Origin of the sequence: Chitinivorax tropicus, assembly GCF_014202905.1 — a bacterium.
GTDB classification, from domain to species: domain Bacteria; phylum Pseudomonadota; class Gammaproteobacteria; order Burkholderiales; family SCOH01; genus Chitinivorax; species Chitinivorax tropicus.
In genome coordinates this window covers 1-18,570 of record NZ_JACHHY010000017.1, presented here as the reverse complement: position 1 = coordinate 18,570, position 18,570 = coordinate 1, and the positions used below count along the sequence as shown (strand labels likewise).

The following is an 18,570-nucleotide window of genomic DNA, read 5'->3' as shown; positions in this document are numbered from 1 at the left end:
CTGCTGGCAAGAAAAATACTCTGGGAACTATGAAAGACTTATTCAAATCGCCGCAAGCGAGAGCTTGGCTCGCGTTATGGCGGCACCAACAGCAGATGGCGCGTATTCACATGCGTGATCTGTTCGATGCAGACCCTGGCCGATTCGAGCGGTTTTCGCTGGAGTGCGGCCCGATCTTTCTGGATTACTCGAAAAACCGGATCACGGAGGATACGCTCAGGCTGCTGACTGAGCTGGCTGAAAGTGTTGATCTGGCTGACTGGATGCTGCGCATGCGTCGCGGAGATCACATCAATGTCAGCGAGAATCGGGCTGTGCTGCACACTGCTTTGCGCAATCGTGGCAATGAGCCGGTCCTGGTCGATGGCCAGGATGTCATGCCTGCGGTGCGCGAAGTGCTGCAAAAAATGCGACGCTTTTCGGAAAGTGTCCGGCAAGGTGAATGGCTGGGTTTCACGGGCCAGCGCATCACCGATATCGTCAATATCGGCATCGGTGGCTCGGACCTGGGGCCGATGTTGGTGGCGCGGGCGTTGCGTCCATATGGCTCGGTCGGGATTCGCACCCACTTCGTCTCCAATGTCGATGGTGGTCATTTGTCTGAAACCCTGGTCAAACTTGACCCCGCCACCACTCTGTTCGTGGTGACCTCAAAATCATTCACCACACCGGAAACCCTGCTGAATGCCACGTCTGCCCGCAGTTGGTTGGTGCGTCGGCTGGGCAGTGAGGCGGCGGTGGCCAGGCATTTCGTGGCCGTTTCTACCAATACCCAGGCAGTGACTGCGTTTGGTATCGATCCGGCGCACATGTTCGAATTCTGGGATTGGGTTGGCGGGCGTTATTCCCTGTGGTCGGCGGTCGGCTTGACGGTGGCTATCCAGATCGGCATGGATCATTTCGAAGCCATGTTGGCTGGCGCTCATGAGATGGATCAGCATTTCTTCTCGCAGCCATTCGAGCGCAACATCCCAGTGCTGCTGGCCTTATTGGGGATCTGGTACAACACCTGCTTTGGCGCGCATACCCATGCGGTGATTCCATATGATCAAAGCCTGGCGAGGCTGCCCGCCCATCTGCAACAGCTGGATATGGAGTCGAATGGCAAACGTGTGACACGTGACGGCTTCACGCTGGATTTCGACACTGGTCCGGTCATCTGGGGAGAGGCGGGTGTGAACTGCCAGCATGCGTTTTTCCAATTGCTGCATCAAGGGACGCGGCTGATCCCGGCGGATTTCATCGTGCCGATGAAGACGTTATACCCCCTGGGCAACCACCATGACATCCTGATTGCCAATTGCCTGGCGCAGACGCAGGCCCTGATGCGTGGCAAGTCCGAGCAGGAAGCGCGCCAGGAGCTGGCCGCACAAGGGCTGTCAGGTGAGGCATTGGCACAATTGTTGCCACACAAGGTGTTTCCGGGCAATCAGCCCTCCAACACCATCATGTTGGACAAGATGACACCGCATGCCTTGGGCAGCCTGATTGCCATGTATGAGCACAAGGTATTCGTGCAGGGTGTGATCTGGGGGCTGAACTCATTTGATCAATGGGGCGTGGAGTATGGCAAACAGCTGGCGCAGCGCATCATTCCACAGCTGGCGGACGAGGTGGATACTCATGAGCACGATGCATCGACCCGAGGTTTGATCGCTCGCTATCGGCGTCTTGGGCATGGTCGATAACGCACTGTATGAGTTGGCAGCGGTGCTGGGTGCCCGCTTGCGTGAGCAGGGGCTGTGGCTGGTGACAGCCGAATCCTGCACCGGAGGCTGGATCGGAGAAGTGCTGACGGCGGTGCCGGGCAGCTCGGCCTGGTTCGACCGGGGATTCATCACCTATAGCAATCGGGCCAAAACACAGCTGCTGGGCGTGCCCGAGGCGGTGTTGTCCAGTCACGGCGCAGTCAGTGCTGAAACTGTACAGGCAATGGTAGCTGGCGCATTGGATGGCGCACAGGCGGATCTGGCGGTGGCAGTGAGTGGCATTGCCGGGCCAGATGGCGGCACGCCGGAAAAGCCTGTCGGAACAGTGTGGCTGGCCTGGCAGCGGAAAGGCCTGCCTGCCGTGGCCAATGTCCATCGATTTGACGGGGATCGGCAGGCGGTGCGACGGGCTGCGGTGGAGGCCGCATTGCGAGGGCTGATGGAGTTGCTGTGAGCATCGGCCATGTCGAGGAAATGGGGGGGGACCACCCCCATTTTGCTTGCTTGATTCCATTCATATTTTTAAAAACAAGATGTTGTTGGTTGGTGTAGTAGCCGCTAGGTAGCTGGGACGTAGCACACAAGCATTTCTGAGTTAAACTAGACGTTTTACCCTAAATCCACCCGGCAACTCGCCACGAGTGGGCGGCCCGATACACGCATGAAAACATCCCCGATTCGCTACCGCATTGAGTGCGCCAATCCAGAAGCGCATCTGTTCCACATCACGCAGACCATTCCCGAGCCCAGTAAAAGCGGGCAACGACTTTCGTTGCCAGCCTGGATTCCCGGTAGTTACCTGATCCGTGAATTTGCACGCCACATTGTCCGGATCGACGCCAGCGTCAATGGCAAGCCGGTCCCTTTGACCAAGCTCGACAAGCACACCTGGCTGGTGGCCCCGACCAAAGGGGTGCTGACAGTCACATATGAGGTGTATGCCTTTGATCTGTCGGTACGTGGAGCCTATTTCGATCAGACCCGCGCATTCTTCAATGGCACCAGTGTGTTCCTGTGCGTTGAAGGGCAGGAGCATACCCCCTGCGAGGTAGAGATCGTGCCACCCGAGGGCAAGGCGTATAAGAGCTGGCGCGTGGCGACGGCATTGCGCCCCCAGGGGGCCAAGCGTTATGGCTTTGGCACCTATGAGGCGGCAGATTACGATGAGTTGATCGACCACCCGGTCGAGATCAGCGATTTCACCTTGGTCAGTTTCAAGGCCTGCGGGGTGCCACACGATTTCGTGCTGTCGGGTCGTCACGATGCCGATATGAAACGCTTGGCCAAAGACATCAAAAAGATTTGCGAGTATCAGATCAAGCTGTTTGGTGAGCCCGCGCCATTTGATCGTTATGTCTTCATGACCATGTTGACCGGCGATGGCTATGGCGGCCTGGAGCATCGTGCATCCACTGCGCTGATGGCTGCGCGGGCAGACATGCCGATCGCGGGAGATGATGGCCAATCTGCGGGCTATCGGCAGTTTCTGGGTTTGGTCAGCCACGAATACTTCCATAGCTGGAACGTCAAGCGCATCAAACCGCAGGTTTTCGCCCCCTACAACCTGGCTCAGGAAGGCTATACCCGCCTGCTGTGGGCCATGGAAGGAGTAACCTCCTATTACGATGATCTGGTGCTGTTGCGAGCCGGTGTGATCACCGAAGCCCAGTATCTTGAATTGGTGGCCAAGACGGTTACCGGCGTGATGCGTGGGGCCGGGCGCCTTAAGCAGAATCTGGAGGAGTCCAGCTTTGATGCGTGGGTGAAATACTACCGTCAGGATGAAAATTCACCGAACAGCTTGGTCAGTTATTACACGAAAGGGTCGATGATGGCCCTGGCGCTGGACTTGACCATCCGCGACAAATCATCGGGCCAGAAATCGCTGGATGATGTGATGCGGGCATTGTGGCAGCTGTACCTGACCCGTGGCGAAGGCATCGGTGAGGCAGAATGGGAGCATGTGGCCTGCGAGATCACCGGGCTGGATCTGAAGCCATTCTTTGATCATGCGCTGCGATCGACAGGCGATTTGCCATTGCCGGCACTCCTGAAGAAATTCGGTGTCCAGATGACAATGCGTGCCGCCGAGTCTGGTGGTGACAAAGGTGGCAGTCCCAGCACCAAGTCAGACGAGACCTTGGCGAAGCGCCCGGTACTGGGCGCCCGGTCAAGCACCGAACAAGGGTTTGCCAAGCTGACGCATGTGCTGGACGATGGCGCGGCGCAAGCGGCAGGACTATCCGCAGGCGACCTGATCGTGGCCGTGGAGGGCCTGAAGGTGTCTGGCAATCTGGATGCCCTGATCGAACGCCGCCAAGTTGGTGACAAAGTGACGATCCACGCCTTCCGTCGTGATGAATTGATGAGTTTCACCGTCAAATTACGCGCTCCGGCACCGGACACCTGCGTCCTGCAATTGGATGACAAACCAGGCAAAGCCCAGCTGGCTGCGCGTCACGCCTGGCTGAGTGGGCGTACAAACTGAATAAATGAGAGAGCAGGCGGCTGACCAGCCGCCGAAGAACGAAAGCAGGATTGAGAACATGCAAAACGATGCCCCACAAACGATCTACCTGAAGGATTACACGCCGCCGCCGTTTTTGATCGACCGGGTCGATCTGAAATTCGACGTATACGATGACCACACCGAAGTGCATTCGCGCATGGTGCTGAATCGCAATGACGCACACCCCCATGCTGATGCCCCGCTGGTGCTGGATGGTGAAGAGCTGACCCTGGTTCAGCTCAAGTTGGACGGCGAGGTATTGGATGCCTCGCGCTATCTGATCGAGGGAAACACGCTGACGCTGGCCGCTTTGCCATCCAGCTGTATTTTGGAGGTAGTGACTCATATTCAGCCACGACTGAATACCGCGTTGTCGGGGCTGTATGAATCCAATCACAATCTGTTCACCCAATGTGAGGCAGAGGGCTTCCGCCGTATCACCTATTTCCTTGACCGCCCAGATGTCATGGCGCGTTATACCACCACCATCACCGCAGACAAGCAACGTTTTCCAGTGTTGCTCTCCAATGGCAACCTGGTTGGACATGGCAATGTCGACAAACAGCGCCACTGGGTGAAATGGGTAGACCCTTTTCGCAAGCCCAGCTACCTGTTTGCGCTGGTTGCAGGCAAGCTGGTCAAATTGGAAGACCATTTCAAGACCCAGTCTGGCAAAGATGTCAAACTGGAAATCTATGTCGAGCCGGGCAATGTCGATAAATGTCACCATGCGATGGTGTCGGTGAAGAAATCCATGAAGTGGGATGAGGAGGTCTACGGCCTGGAATACGATCTTGATAGCTATATGATCGTTGCGGTCGGTGATTTCAATATGGGCGCCATGGAGAACAAGGGCCTCAACATCTTCAATACCAAGTACGTGCTGGCCAAGCCAGATACTGCGACTGACATCGATTACGCTGGTATCGAGGCAGTGATTGCCCATGAATATTTCCACAACTGGACGGGCAATCGTGTCACCTGCCGTGACTGGTTTCAACTGTCATTGAAAGAAGGCCTGACCGTCTTCCGTGATCAGATGTTCTCTGGTGACATGGGCAGCCATGCCGTGGAGCGTATCGACCAGGTCCGCACGTTGCGTACCCTGCAGTTTCCCGAGGACGCGGGCCCGATGGCCCACCCTGTGCGCCCAGCTTCCTATATCGAAATCAACAATTTCTACACGGTGACCGTGTATGAAAAAGGCTCTGAAGTGGTGCGCATGTACCATACCCTGCTGGGTGCTGCGGGATTCCGCAAGGGAATGGACCTGTACTTCCGCCGCCACGATGGCCAGGCGGTGACCACGGACGACTTCCTGGCCGCCATGGCAGATGCCAATGAGACCGACCTGACCCAATTCAAATATTGGTACAGCCAAGCCGGCACGCCGATCGTCAAAGCCATCGGCACCTATGATGAGCAGGCCCATACCTACACGTTGACTTTGAAGCAAAGCTGCCCGGCCACTCCGGACATGCAGGAAAAGCAGCCGTTCCTCATCCCCGTGGCCATGGGGTTGTTGAGCCCACAAGGCCACGAGCTGCCACTGCAGTTGGAAGGGGAGACCCAGGCTGCCGGCACCTCGCGTGTGTTGCGCTTTACCGAGTCAGAACAACGATTTGTGTTCGTCAATGTGCCCGCCAAACCTGTGCCGTCGCTGTTCCGTGGGTTCTCAGCGCCGGTGAAGCTCGATTACGAGTGGCATGATGATGAATTGACTTTCCTGATGGCGCATGACGGTGATGATTTCAACCGCTGGGAAGCCAGCCAGACACTGACATTGCGTTTGATCCTGCGCCTGGTGGCAGATCATCAGGCAGGGCGTGAGTTGGCCGTTCCGACCTCGGTCATCGAGGCGTTCCGCGTGACCCTGCTGAGTGAGACACTAGACAAATCATTGATCGCCCTGGCGTTGACCCTGCCCGCAGAAAGCTACATCGGCGACCAGATGGCGGTGGTCGATCCCGATGCCATCCACATGGTACGTGACTTCGTCCGCACTCAACTGGCCTTGGCTTTGCGCGATGACTGGCTGAAGGTGTTCCGCGCCAACGATGTGAAAGGCGAGTATCGTTTCGAGCAGAAGGCAATCAGCCAACGTGCGCTGAAAAACCTCTGCCTGACCTACTTGCTGCAACTTGATGAGCACGAGATGCGCGAACTGTGCGTGGCCCAGGCCAATTCCGCCAATAACATGACCGATACCATGGGCGCGTTGTCGGTATTGACGCATATCGCCTGCCCACAGCGTGAGCCGACGCTATCGGCCTTCTATGAGCGCTGGCAAGGCGAGGCGCTGGTGGTGGATAAATGGTTGACCTTGCAGGCATCGTCCACCCTGCCCGACACCTTGTCCCGCGTGCAGCAGTTGTTGAGCCATCCGGCGTTCACGCTCAAGAATCCGAACAAGGTGCGCTCACTGCTGGGTGCATTTGCCTCGAACCAAGTTTGTTTCCACGACAAGTCAGGGGCGGGTTATCGCTTCTTCGCTGATCAGGTGCTGGCGTTGGACAAGCTGAATCCGCAAATCGCAGCGCGGATGTCAGGGGCGTTCAATCGTTGGAAGCGCTTTGATGGTGCACGTCAGGCGCTGATGAAAGCGGAACTCACCCGCATGGTCGAGACGGATGGTTTGTCGAAAGACGTCTACGAAATCGTCAGCAAGGCTCTTGCCTGATCATCACCTGGCCCATCATTCGGTAGGTGTGTTGTGCCGCTGGTTTGTGGCAGCGGCACAAATGCAGCGATGCCGGGCAAGGGCTCGTGCCGACAGCGCCTTGGTCGGCCATGCCGGGTGACTGCTCCACCTGGTGGGGCTGATTGGGTGCCTGCACGGCCCGATGTCTGTGTTGTGTGGTGATGATCTGCGCGTTTGCTGTTACGACGATGGGGAACAGGCGCGTCGAGTATCACCTTGCCGCCGGCTTGCATGCGTATCAAGCTGCCAGCTCAACGGCTGAAATGAAATGCACATGGCGCGCCCGGTCTTTATTGGGCGACGCGACAGGATAGACTCATATCGGATCAATGGAGGCTGGCGGAGTGCAGGGAAGTCAGCTATTAACTAATCAGGGGCAGAACGTTATTCAAGGCGGAATCCTGATGCGAAACCAAGTCATTTTGCTGGTCGAAGACAATCCAGACGATGAGATGCTGGCATTGCGCGCTTTCAAGAAGAACAATATCAGCAATGAGATCGTCGTGGCCCGCGATGGGGTGGAGGCGTTGGACTATCTGTTTGGTACAGGTGCTCATGCCGACCGTACCGAGTCGGTGCACCCAGCCTTGATTCTGCTGGATCTCAAATTGCCCAAGCTGGATGGCCTGGGTGTCCTCAAGGCATTGCGAGAAGATGCGCGTACCCAACTGATCCCGGTCGTGGTGTTGACCACCTCAAAAGAAGAGGATGACTTGTTGAAGTGCTATTCGTTGGGCGCCAACAGCTACATCCGTAAACCAGTTGATTTCAATCAATTCATTGATGCCGTTCGCCAGGTTGGCCTGTACTGGCTGGTATTGAACGAATCGTTGCCAGTTGTAGGGAGATAGCGTGTCCGAATTGCGGGTGCTGGTCGTCGAAGACTCGGAAGACGATGCGTTATTGATGTTGTTGCAACTGAAGCGTGGCGGATATCAGGTCACCCATCGCAGGGTCGATACGCCCGATGCAATGCTGCAGGCATTGGCCGACCAGTGGGATCTGGTCATGTCTGATTACACCATGCCACGGTTCAGCTGTCCGGCTGCGCTGACCTTGTTCACAGAGGCTGGTCTGGACTGCCCGTTCATCGTGGTCACCGGTACCATTGGCGAAGAGTCTGCGGTGGCGCTGATGAAAATGGGGGTCAGCGATTTTGTCCTCAAGACCAATCTGCCTCGATTATCCAGTGTGGTGGAGCGTGAGCTGCGAGAGGCTGAGCTTCGGCGTGCAAAAAAACGGGCTGAAGAAGCGCTGCGGATCAGTGAAGAGCGCTACAAATTGGCCATGGCTGGCGCCAATGATGGCCTGTGGGACTGGAATGTAGTCGATGACTCCATGTATTTCTCGTCGCGGTGGAAACACATGCTCGGTTATGAAGACCCCGAAATCGGGGAGTCGGTCGATGAATGGCAGAGTCGATTGCACCCTGCCGAGCGGCAGTCGTTTCGCACCAAACTCATCAGCCATTTGAAAGGCCTGACACCACATTTCGAAATTGAACACCGCATGTTGCATAAGACATCTGGCTATCGCTGGATGTTGACCCGTGGCTTGGCTGTGCGAGATGAATATGGCCGCGCCTATCGGATGGCGGGCTCGCAGACGGATATCACCGAGCGGAAGCGGGCAGAGGAGCAATTGCTGCATGACGCATTCCACGACGGCTTGACCGGCCTGCCCAATCGAGCGCTATTCAGCGACCTGCTCGCCTTTTCATTAGAGCACCGCCAGCGTAATGACGCGTATCTGTCTGCCGTGCTGTTCCTGAACATGGAACGTTTCCGCTACGTGAATGACAGTTTTGGACATCGGATCGGTGACCAGTTCCTGATCGAGATCGCCTCCCGAATCCGCTCGGTATTGCGGCCTGGTGATGCAGCCGCAAGGTTTGGTGGGGATGAATTTGCAGTACTGATGGACGATGTGCGCGACCCGGCAGAGGCCACACGTTTTGCCGAAATATTGCAAAGCGTGTTGGGTCGGCCATTGGGCTTGGGCGGGCATGAGTTCTTCCCTGGTTGCAGTATCGGGGTGACGTTCAGCAGCGGAGGGTATATCAGCCCGGAGGATATGCTGCGTGATGCTGATACAGCTATGCATCGGGCCAGAAAGCGCGGCAAGAAGAAAATGGAGGTATTTGATGCCACCATGCATGACAGCGCCGTCACAACCTTGCAACTGGAGCATGAGTTGCGGCGTGCGGTCGAGCGGCGTGAATTCAAGGTGTTCTATCAGCCGATCGTTGACCTCAAGACAGGCCGGCTGGCCAGCTTCGAGGCATTGATCCGGTGGCCCAAGGCTTCCGGTATGCTGGTTTCGCCCAATGAATTCATTCCGCTGGCCGAAGAGCTGGGGCTGATTGTCGAAATCGGTAAGCAGGTGCTGGAAATGGCCTGCATCCAAATGGTGACTTGGCAGCGTACCTTCCCAGGTCATCAGCTGATTCCGGTCAGTGTCAATTTGTCCGGCAAGCAATTCAGCCAGCCGGATCTGGTGGAGGAGATTGAAGGGGTGATTGGGGAGACTGGTTTGTCTGCCTCTCACCTGAAGCTGGAAATCACCGAAACCATGCTGATGGAGAATCCTGAATCTGCCAGGCTGATGTTGACGCGGTTGCGTGAGAAGAACATCAAGGTGCTGATGGATGATTTTGGTACAGGTTATTCATCGCTGTCTTATCTGCACCGCTTCCCTTGCGATACCTTGAAGATAGATGGTTCCTTTGTCAGCAGGATCACAGAAGAGATCGAGGGCAAGGAAATTGTCCGGATCATCGTCATGTTGGCGCACAACCTGGGGATGAATGTCATTGCCGAATGCGTTGAAACGGCTGAGCACCTCGAAGTGTTGCGCGAGCTGAATTGTGATCTTGCCCAGGGCTATTACTTTGCCCGCCCGCTGGATGCCGAAGCCGCAACGGAGCTGATTCGCACCAATCCCACCTGGTAAGGTTGGTGGCTCAGATCGCTGACCTGCCAGTCGATTCGGGCTGCACCCGACACCATGTCAGCGTACTCTTGCAGCAGGCTGAGGCGGCAGCCTATGCTGCTGTGATCGTGCCGCCCCTATTTGTCCACGGCTTCGAGTTATTTGCCTTGGCTGACCGCCTCCAGTACCGATTCCAGCTCCTGAACGGTAATCCAGTCATGGATCTCCTGCTCGATGACCACAGGGGAGAGTGGTTGCTCCCATGAGTTCAACAACGTGCCATACAATAGTTTGTCAAATTCACTCTGCAGGCGGTTGACGATATTTTCTGGATCAGGCACCAGATGGCTGTCAGCAATGACACCAAAGCGGATCTGTCCGTTATAGCTCAGAATGCTGACCCCCATGCCGATCTCACCGGACGAGGGCACCCAGAACATGATGTCCTTCAATTGACTGCCGATCATGAAGATCGGCTCTTTGGGGCCGGGTACATTGGTCATCACTGCCGATGCTTTTTTGGTCAGCAGATCGAACGAAAATTGTTGCACCACATTCGGCAAGGCACCTGCCACGCCCAGCAAGCCCAGTGCGACAACAGCTTCATGTGAGTGTTTCAGCTCTTCCATGCGACGCTTCAGCTCGTACAGGCGCGCAAAGGGGTTGGCGATGCCGATCGGCAACGATAGCGCTACCAGCCCGAAGTAATTGCCCAGGCGATCCATCTTGTTGGTGGGGCGCATATTGACCGGGACAAATGCGCGGATATCCTGACCATCCACCACGTCGCCGCGTGACAGCAGGTAATTACGCAACGCGCCTGCCACGCTGGCCAGCAGCACATCGTTGATGGTGCAGTCGAGCGCCTTGCCGATCAGCTTGACCTCGTTCAGATCCAATGGCTCGGCCCAGACGCATCGTTTGCGATCAGTCAGCTCGCCCTTGAGACTGGTGTGAGGGTCGTTGGACATGCTGAGCACCTTTGCAGCATCTGAGGTGATACCCAGGCCCAGGCTGGTGTATTTCATCAGCTTTGAGGGTGATTTGACCAAGTCGATGGTTCCCTCGATCACATCCCAGTAGAACTTGACTGCGCCCGTCACTGCACCTGCAAAAGGGCGATACAAGCGATTCCACAGGTCTCCATCCTGCTCGTCATCCTGTGCTTTCCGTTTTCTCCTGGTGGCTACGGCACCATCTGTCATGCCCAGCAATACCTGGATCAAGGCAATACCGTCTGCATAGCAATGGTGAATCCTGGCGACCAGTGCCGTTCCGCCTTCAAAGTCCTCAACCAGGTGGAAATGCCACAGTGGGTGCCGATCATCCAGCTTGCTGCTGGCTAGCTCCGAGACGAAATCCTGCAGATCGGCATGCGTGGCCCGGTCGGTCAACGAGACTCGGCTGACATGGTTATCAAGGTGGAAATCAAGCGCATCCTCCCAGTAATACGACGTGCCGCTGCCAACAGGGCATTGACGGAATCGACGGTATTTCAGAAAGCGGGTTTCCAGCAGCTGTTTGAATTCATCAATAGGCAGTGGGGATTCGAATATCAGAATGCCCACGATCATCATCAGATTGGTCCGCCTGTCCATGCGCAGCCAGGCGGTATCGACGGCAGACATACTCCGCTTTTCCGGACCATTGAGGTTCCAGATCATTTTGACTCCATCAAGTAGGCTAAGAAACAAGCTCATCTCAAAAGGCCACATGTCTGCTGGGTAATTGAAGTTTAGGCGCGCTTGACATCAAATTTCACATTTCTCACCGTGAAATATCCTGTGTAGGGCCTGGCCGCTGTAAGGGCCACCAGGCAAGCTGCGACAGCGAAGGCCTGCTGCCTGATACAGACAAGGGCTTGATGAGTTATTTTCGAAAAAGAGTATACCTAAACATTTTTGATGGATGGGATAATAATATTTTTCGGTTTGTCGTGTCATAATGATTGCAGTGATGTTTGATATACATCATTGCTTTTAATGAATAATATCGTATTTATTTAAATAGTAAACTGATTGGATAGTTGTACTGGGTTGGTTGAATAGAAGTCAATTGAAATATTCCTGGGAGAAAATATGTCGTACTTCGTGACGGGAGCTACAGGCTTCATTGGGAGACATTTGATTCCGCTATTGATGGCCCGCTCGCAGGACACCATCTACGTTCTTGTACGCGAATCGTCACAGAGCAAGCTGGAGGAGCTCAAAGCAAAATGGGGCGATACCCAAGGCCAGATCGTGCCGGTGATCGGTGATGTCACGCAGCCCCAGTTGGGGATCAAGACCACTGAACTCAAAAGGCTTAAAGGCAAGGTCAAGCACCTGATGCACTTGGCGGCCATCTACGATCTCAAAGCCTCGGCGGAGGAACAGCAACAGGCCAATGTGGAAGGCACGCGGAATGCCGCCCATTTTGCCGAGGGGGTGAAAGCCGGGTGCTTCCATCTGGTCAGCTCGATAGCCGCTGCGGGGCTGTATGAGGGAATCTTCCGTGAAGATATGTTCGATGAGGCGGAGAATCTGCAACATCCCTATTTCCGCACCAAACATGATTCCGAAGCCATCATCCGCAAGGAATACAAGGGCGCATGGCGTATCTACCGCCCTGGCTTGGTGGTGGGGGACTCCAAAACCGGTGAAATCGACAAGATCGATGGGCCATACTATTTTTTCAAGTTGATCCAGAAATACCGCAGATTGCTCCCCCCTTGGATGCCCACGATCGGTATCGATGGCGGACGTATCAACCTGGTGCCAGTGGATTTCGTCGTCAAGGCCATCGACCACATCGCCCATGTGGAAGGGCAGCATGGCAAGTGCTTCCACCTGACCGATCCTGAGCCGTATCGTGTTGGGGAGATTCTTGACATCTTTGCCCGCGCCGCCCATGCGCCACATATTGCTGTGCGGCTGAACACAGCCTTGTTCGGCTTCATTCCGCCTATGATCAAGCAAGGCATGATGATGCTGACCCCGATCCGGCGCATTCGGGATGTTGTGATGCGTGACCTGGGGCTGCCGCCAGACATCATGCGGTTTGTGAATTATCCAGCGCGGTTTGACAATCGTGATGCGGCAGCATTGTTGAAACCAGCAGGCATCAAGGTGCCGAGGCTGGAAGATTATGCCTGGGTGCTATGGGATTATTGGGAACGTCATCTGGATCCTGATCTGCACATTGATCGCTCTTTACACGGCGCTGCCAAAGGCAAGACGGTGCTCATCACCGGCGGCTCACAAGGGATCGGGTTGGCCGCTGCACTGAAGATCGCGCAAGCAGGTGGAAAGCTGATCCTGGTGGCGCGTGACCCCGAGAAACTCGCGCTGGCCAAAGCGGAAATCGAAGCATTGGGTGCGACGGTGGCAACCTATGGCTGCGATTTGTCCAATCTGGACGAGATTGATGCCATGCTCAAGCAAGTATTGGATGACCACGGTGGGGTGGATATCCTGATCAATAACGCGGGGCGCTCGATCCGGCGTGGGATCGAGCATTCTTATGACCGTTTCCATGATTACCAGCGCACCATGCAGCTCAACTACTTTGGCTGCCTGCGACTGACGATGGGGCTGTTGCCACACATGGTGGCGCGTAAGAAAGGCCATGTCATCAATATCTCATCCATCGGCGTGCTGACCAATGCGCCACGCTTCTCGGCCTATGTTGCCTCTAAAGCAGCGTTGGATGCATTCACCCGTTGCGCGGCATCTGAATTTGCCGATAAGGGGATCGAGTTCACTACCATCAATATGCCACTGGTGAAGACCGCGATGACCGCACCGACCAAGCTCTATCAGAACGTGCCAATGGCCACACCGGATGAAGCGGCAGATCTGGTCGCACAAGCCATCATCTATCGCCCCCAGCGGATCGCAACCAAGTTGGGGATCTTTGCTCAAGTGGTGCATGCACTTTTACCCAAAGTCAGCCAAGTCATCATGAACACCTCATATCGGATGTTCGGTGAATCAGATGCCGCATTGGGCAAGCAGGAGGGGGGCAGTGCCAGTATGACGCCGGATCAGATTGCCTTTACGCAGATCATGAAGGGTATCTATATGTGACCGTAAGGACGCATGTCCCAGCCCCGGCTTGTCCGGGGTTGAATCCCACCTGTTTTCCCACCAAAATACAAAGCGAGACCGCCGACAGCTTATTGTCGAATATGTGCAGCAACGACATGTCAGCGGCGATCAAACCGCCACGACCATTGGGTTCGTGGTCAGATCCACACCTATCAAGACGCTGAATACATGGCACACATTTCAATCGAACGACAACACCAGCTGCCACTGGAAAAAGCCCGACAACTCGTTCAACAAGCAGCAGAACAATTGAAGAAAGATGTCGGCCTGGATTACCGCTGGTCGGGCGATGCCCTGCACTTCGACCGACCCGGTGTCTCAGGTCAGTTCCAAGTCAACGACAAGCACGTCAAAGTCGATGTAAAGCTGGGCCTGCTGCTGTCTGGCTTGAAGGGTAAGATCGAGCAGGAGCTGGCGCAGTATCTGGACCAATATTTGAAATAGACCATGGGCCGGTGCAACCCCATTGCTGATGGGGTATGACCATGATGCCTACTCCGGCTGACTGTCCTCTGGGGCGGATACCAAGCGCCAGACGGTTGGCCAATTTGTCTGCACTGGCCGTTTGCCAAACAGGTTGGGCTTGCCCAGCAGGATCACAGCTGGCAGCAGCTCGCCTTGCTCAAATACACGATTGTGCCCACCCTCGACATCCTCATTGCGCTCACTACACCGCCAGGTGCCGGTTCGCGGGCAGGGCTGGCCGCTGGCAACCAAGGTGTCGATGGGAAACAGGTCTGCTGCGTCCGACTGCTGTTTGGTGCCTGCTGCTGTGACCGGTCTAAGGCGCAGACTGCCCACGATCTCGTCGAACAGCTTCATAGCGGCTTCATCACTCAAACTGGATTGAATCTTGCTTGGCCCGGTATTAGCTGGATTGAAGCCACTCTCTAGCGATATTTGGATCTGTGGGTACATGACTGATTCAGGCTTGCCGGGCGTTTCCCACGTGAATTGCTGAAAACGCCCGCCGCGCTCTCCTGGCGCAGTGATCAATACTTCCTCCCCTGGCAGTTCGCTCACCGGGTGCTCGCCTTTACGTAAGGTGCTGACCCCCGTGGCAAGTGAGGCAAACATCCCCAGCAACGAGCCTTGGGCTTTGCTCCAACGTGCCAACAGTCCTTCTTCCAGTTTTGAGTAATTGGAGTCACTGGAAAGGCTGAGGTAAAAATCTGGGTGATGCTTGAGTTGAAACCGTGCTTTGATGGATTCCTGTATTTCCACACCTTCATTCTTCTCAAATTGCCCAGCTACTAGTCCATGGCGTATACATAAACCGTCTTTTGCGGGCAATTCATGCTCCGCTCTATATTCGATTTTTGGGAGCACCTTTCTCAATTCATTGACAGTGTTTTCAAACCGACTGCGACTGGCATAGGTGCTGAGCTTATAATGAACACCTTCATGCCAGGCATGCCCTTCCAGAATATATGCCACATTGCTGAAATCATGTTCCCAATATGCCACAATATTGCCAGATTTGGTTTCGTTAAATAGCTTTAGTCGAGATGGGTCTTTTCGATGTGGGCTTTGGTCAAGATTTTTCCGCATGTCATTTAAATCTGAATCAAATTGCTGGCGTGTTTTTATATTGGTCTCAAGTTTGTAACCGGCAAATTTTTCAGCCCAATTGCCAACAAGGTTTATTTCCTTGGGAAGATCAATCAAATATCGGCCAAGGCAAACGGTCTGTTTTTCCATATTGTCAGTTATTCCTTTGTTGATAGGAGCAGCTTGCAATGAGGTTGAAGGAAACCAAATCAAGCCACATAGGTATAGCCCAAGGCGGAAGTAATTTTTTCTCATGACTATTCCCCTCTATTTGGTAACGGTACGGTGCTGGCTATTTTTCCGATAGAGTAAAGTACCGTTCTTCTAATATCATCAAGGCATTTATCTTTCTCATTTTCTGCCTTTTTGTAAGAAGACGCATGCTCCGGGCCTTTGATGAGGAAAATTTGTTTTAATAAAAAGCGTTCATCAACTTGGTCTATACCCTGTCCCTGTCCGGGATCGGGCTTTTTGCCCTCGGCTTCTGTAGCTTGGCACTCGGTTGAGGTGGCATTGGGCAGACTAGCCCCGTCGGTGGAATTGGATTGATTTTTGCCTTGTAGAGGACCGTGTTTGTCAGCTTCGCAAGAGCAAGAGGGCGTCCTATTCTTGAATAACGAAGAAAATGAATTTTCTGGAACAACCACATCGCCATCGCACGTCTTACACTCACAGATGTTGAATTTAAAGAGATGACCTGGATTATCTGGAAGCGAAACCGTTAGTGCGCCGAGATGGTTGGATTTCGGCAGAATTAAACCATCTTTTAATTGTTGTTCAGTCAACTTGAATGGTAGTTCACTTGCAAACCAAGTTAGCACTCCATATGCTTTTTTTTCTTTGTCAACCCCAAAGTGCATGTAGCTGTTTGGGTGAAATAATCTCTTTGATTCACCTGTGTTAGGTTCTAGTCTTTTTTCATTGTGGTACTTTGTGAAATTTCCATAATAGGATGGATGCAATTTTTCATGAAACTCTTCAGCTATAGCAAGTTGCATGAGATAGGAATCCCAATCTGATATTTTGAGTTGCTCACCCTCCGCATTATGATGAGCCGACTTGGCTGGATTGATCAGCGACTGATCTACCATACGCCACCATGCCGTTTCTTGCCTATAAATCTCGTCGTAAGGGCAACGAATTGGCAGGTTGACTGTGGTTTCCTTGCACCTGTCCCTCTTCTCATTCTTCTTCTGCATTGTCGCCCGCAGCTCTAGCCAAGGCTTCCCGTTGTTGTAGTGTCTGTTGGGTAATAGCTCCAGCGCACCAGGTGAGTTGGCCATGACGCAGGTGATGTCTTCTGCACTCCAACCGATGACTTTGGCGGTAAAGAAACTTTCGATAATGCCGAGGCCTTTTCCAAGAACTTCAGTACCAGCTCGCAGTCGGCGATAGATTACTGGCGCACCATTGACAGGCATCACCCCGTGTACTACGCCCAGAATCAGATCCCCCACTCCAGGTAATTGTTGGCAGCGTCTTGCCACGAATCCACCCATGGAGTGGGTGATCAGAATGACGCCTGGTACTTTGAATGGGCAACTGCCCTTTGTCTCACTGGATTCGTACCTAGCCTTGATTTCGAGGATTCTACTTTCCAAGCGTTTGGCAGATTGTTCACATGACTCCAACCAATTGAAGCCGACTGCATGAACTGGAAAGTAAAAACCACGTAAATGCTTATGCTCATCTACACTCAATGGCGTAAAAGACTTCTCGTTTTGTGGGCCCCATTTCAGGAAGTCCTTGTAGGTTTTTTGTTCCTTCGATGAGCTGGGTGTGCCTGTTTGGTCACCGCCTAATACGATATCCCACTCTGCTCCCACCTCTTGGCAAATACGATCGTGCAACGTGTTGTTTGATGGGTTCTCCGACGGGAGGCTTGAGAAGTAGAAGCTATTCAACTGAGCTTCCAGATACATCATGAAGTCTCCATAACTGTCCCAATGCACCTCGCCCCAGCCGCGTATTTTTGCCTCCTCTTCATTGATCTGAAGATTTTCGTCGGGAATATGAAGCCAGCCTCTGGGATCAACCTCCGTCTGGCTGGGTACCATGCTTTCCTGCCTACTCTTGGCTGATTGGAACCAGCGGGAAAAACCCTCAAGTAAGCCCTCGATCGGGTCATTGGGTGGTCGCCAAACCAGCTTCTGTGTGTCTTTGCTACGTAGATTGGTACCCATGACACCAGGCAGCAAAATGATCGGAATGGCGATATCGCTTTGGATGGTACAAGCAGCCCGAGTAGTAAAACTGCTGGAGCTGGTCATGGATTTGTAGTTGGGCCGGCCATTCTTTTCGAAGCTGGTTTTGATATTCCGGACGGGAGGGTCTCTGTCTGTCATGGTTTACAAATACCTAAACGGTGATGGGTTCGTCCTGATCGGGTGCAGGGGCAATTGACGGGTCGGGCTGTGAAGATATGCGCTCGGTTGATATGCTGTCTGGTGCGGGCTGTTGCCTGCTTGGCTGCTGTTCGCCCGATGTTGTTGCATTGGTTGCCTGGGTCGCTGCAACTGGGTGTTTGGTACTGCCATCTGGACGTGGCAGGAGGGTCAGTGTCAGCTCTTGCATGAGCTGATCCTCAATGAGCTGCGTGTGACCTTTCTCGTCGGTGATGCCTTCAATGACCTCGCCATTTTCCTTGGTGATTCGGTAAGGCTGATTCTTGACTGGCTGGCCATCGGTATAACGCAAAATAAAGCGTTCATCCATGCTGGTCTGGCTCTTGGGCAGTGTGTGTGTCAGTGCAGCTACGCTGCTTGGCCCCTCAAAGCTTTTGCGAGCGGTCTTGAAGGCGAGATCACCTGGAGCACCGAGCTCGATCTGGCCATTGGCGATCTTGATGTATGCCCCGCCGGAAGTGAGCAGGATGCCCTTGCCCGCATCGATGCGCACCATGTCATCGACGGAATAGAGATACATCGACTTGGCCGAGCCGATTTCGGCTTCGCCATCCTGCGCCTGCACAGTCAGCTTGCCACTCGCGGCAATCAGCTTCATGCCGACCCTGTGGGTGAACAGACTGATCCCCTGCAGCGCCTTCTGGACCAGGGCCCGCCCGGCACTGAGCTGTACATT

12 protein-coding genes are annotated in these 18,570 nt (G+C 54.2%); 8 read left to right on the top strand and 4 right to left on the bottom strand.

The window, feature by feature from the left end:
* Nucleotides 1-110: 110 nt before the first annotated feature.
* From pgi to HNQ59_RS13265, 6 genes are all read left to right on the top strand, one after another.
* Nucleotides 111-1,688: a glucose-6-phosphate isomerase gene (gene pgi / locus HNQ59_RS13290; RefSeq protein ID WP_246490996.1), complete on the top strand. Its 1,578-nt coding sequence runs from the start codon at nt 111-113 to the stop codon at nt 1,686-1,688.
* Nucleotides 1,678-2,163, top strand: coding sequence for a CinA family protein (locus HNQ59_RS13285; protein WP_184040286.1), 486 nt, complete (start codon nt 1,678-1,680; stop codon nt 2,161-2,163). Before pgi ends, HNQ59_RS13285 begins: the two co-directional genes overlap by 11 nt.
* 207 nt (nt 2,164-2,370) lie before the next feature.
* The gene (locus HNQ59_RS13280; protein WP_184040283.1) at nt 2,371-4,197 is read left to right on the top strand and encodes a M61 family metallopeptidase; all 1,827 of its coding nucleotides are present in this window, start codon (nt 2,371-2,373) and stop codon (nt 4,195-4,197) included.
* Nucleotides 4,198-4,255: 58 nt separating this feature from the next.
* Nucleotides 4,256-6,898: an aminopeptidase N gene (gene pepN, locus HNQ59_RS13275; RefSeq protein ID WP_184040280.1), complete on the top strand. Its 2,643-nt coding sequence runs from the start codon at nt 4,256-4,258 to the stop codon at nt 6,896-6,898.
* A gap of 425 nt (nt 6,899-7,323) precedes the next feature.
* On the top strand, nt 7,324-7,770 hold the full coding sequence (locus HNQ59_RS13270) for a response regulator (protein WP_425491391.1): 447 nt from the start codon (nt 7,324-7,326) through the stop codon (nt 7,768-7,770).
* Between the two features lies 1 nt (nt 7,771).
* Nucleotides 7,772-9,871 carry an EAL domain-containing protein gene (locus HNQ59_RS13265; RefSeq protein WP_343074279.1) on the top strand — a complete coding sequence of 700 codons (2,100 nt, stop codon included), beginning with the start codon at nt 7,772-7,774 and terminating at the stop codon, nt 9,869-9,871.
* A 137-nt stretch (nt 9,872-10,008) separates the two neighbouring features.
* On the opposite strand, the gene HNQ59_RS13260 is transcribed toward HNQ59_RS13265, so the two are convergent.
* Nucleotides 10,009-11,514 carry a WS/DGAT/MGAT family O-acyltransferase gene (locus HNQ59_RS13260; RefSeq protein ID WP_184040277.1) on the bottom strand — a complete coding sequence of 502 codons (1,506 nt, stop codon included), beginning with the start codon at nt 11,512-11,514 and terminating at the stop codon, nt 10,009-10,011.
* 414 nt (nt 11,515-11,928) lie between these two features.
* Between HNQ59_RS13260 and HNQ59_RS13255 the strand changes: the two genes are divergently transcribed.
* Nucleotides 11,929-13,917, top strand: coding sequence for an SDR family oxidoreductase (locus tag HNQ59_RS13255; RefSeq protein ID WP_184040274.1), 1,989 nt, complete (start codon nt 11,929-11,931; stop codon nt 13,915-13,917).
* Between the two features lie 189 nt (nt 13,918-14,106).
* Nucleotides 14,107-14,382 (top strand): polyhydroxyalkanoic acid system family protein, encoded by a 276-nt coding sequence (locus HNQ59_RS13250; protein WP_184040271.1) that lies wholly within the window; start codon nt 14,107-14,109, stop codon nt 14,380-14,382.
* 48 nt (nt 14,383-14,430) lie between these two features.
* Here HNQ59_RS13250 and HNQ59_RS13245 read toward each other — a convergent pair whose 3' ends face one another.
* The 3 genes from HNQ59_RS13245 to HNQ59_RS13235 all read right to left on the bottom strand — a co-directional run.
* Nucleotides 14,431-15,744: a T6SS immunity protein Tli4 family protein gene (locus HNQ59_RS13245; protein WP_184040268.1), complete on the bottom strand. Its 1,314-nt coding sequence runs from the start codon at nt 15,742-15,744 to the stop codon at nt 14,431-14,433.
* 2 nt (nt 15,745-15,746) lie between these two features.
* Nucleotides 15,747-17,834 (bottom strand): esterase/lipase family protein, encoded by a 2,088-nt coding sequence (locus tag HNQ59_RS13240; protein ID WP_184040265.1) that lies wholly within the window; start codon nt 17,832-17,834, stop codon nt 15,747-15,749.
* 13 nt (nt 17,835-17,847) lie between these two features.
* Nucleotides 17,848-18,570: DUF2345 domain-containing protein (locus tag HNQ59_RS13235; RefSeq protein WP_184040262.1), on the bottom strand; the 723-nt coding region annotated here is incomplete at its 5' end.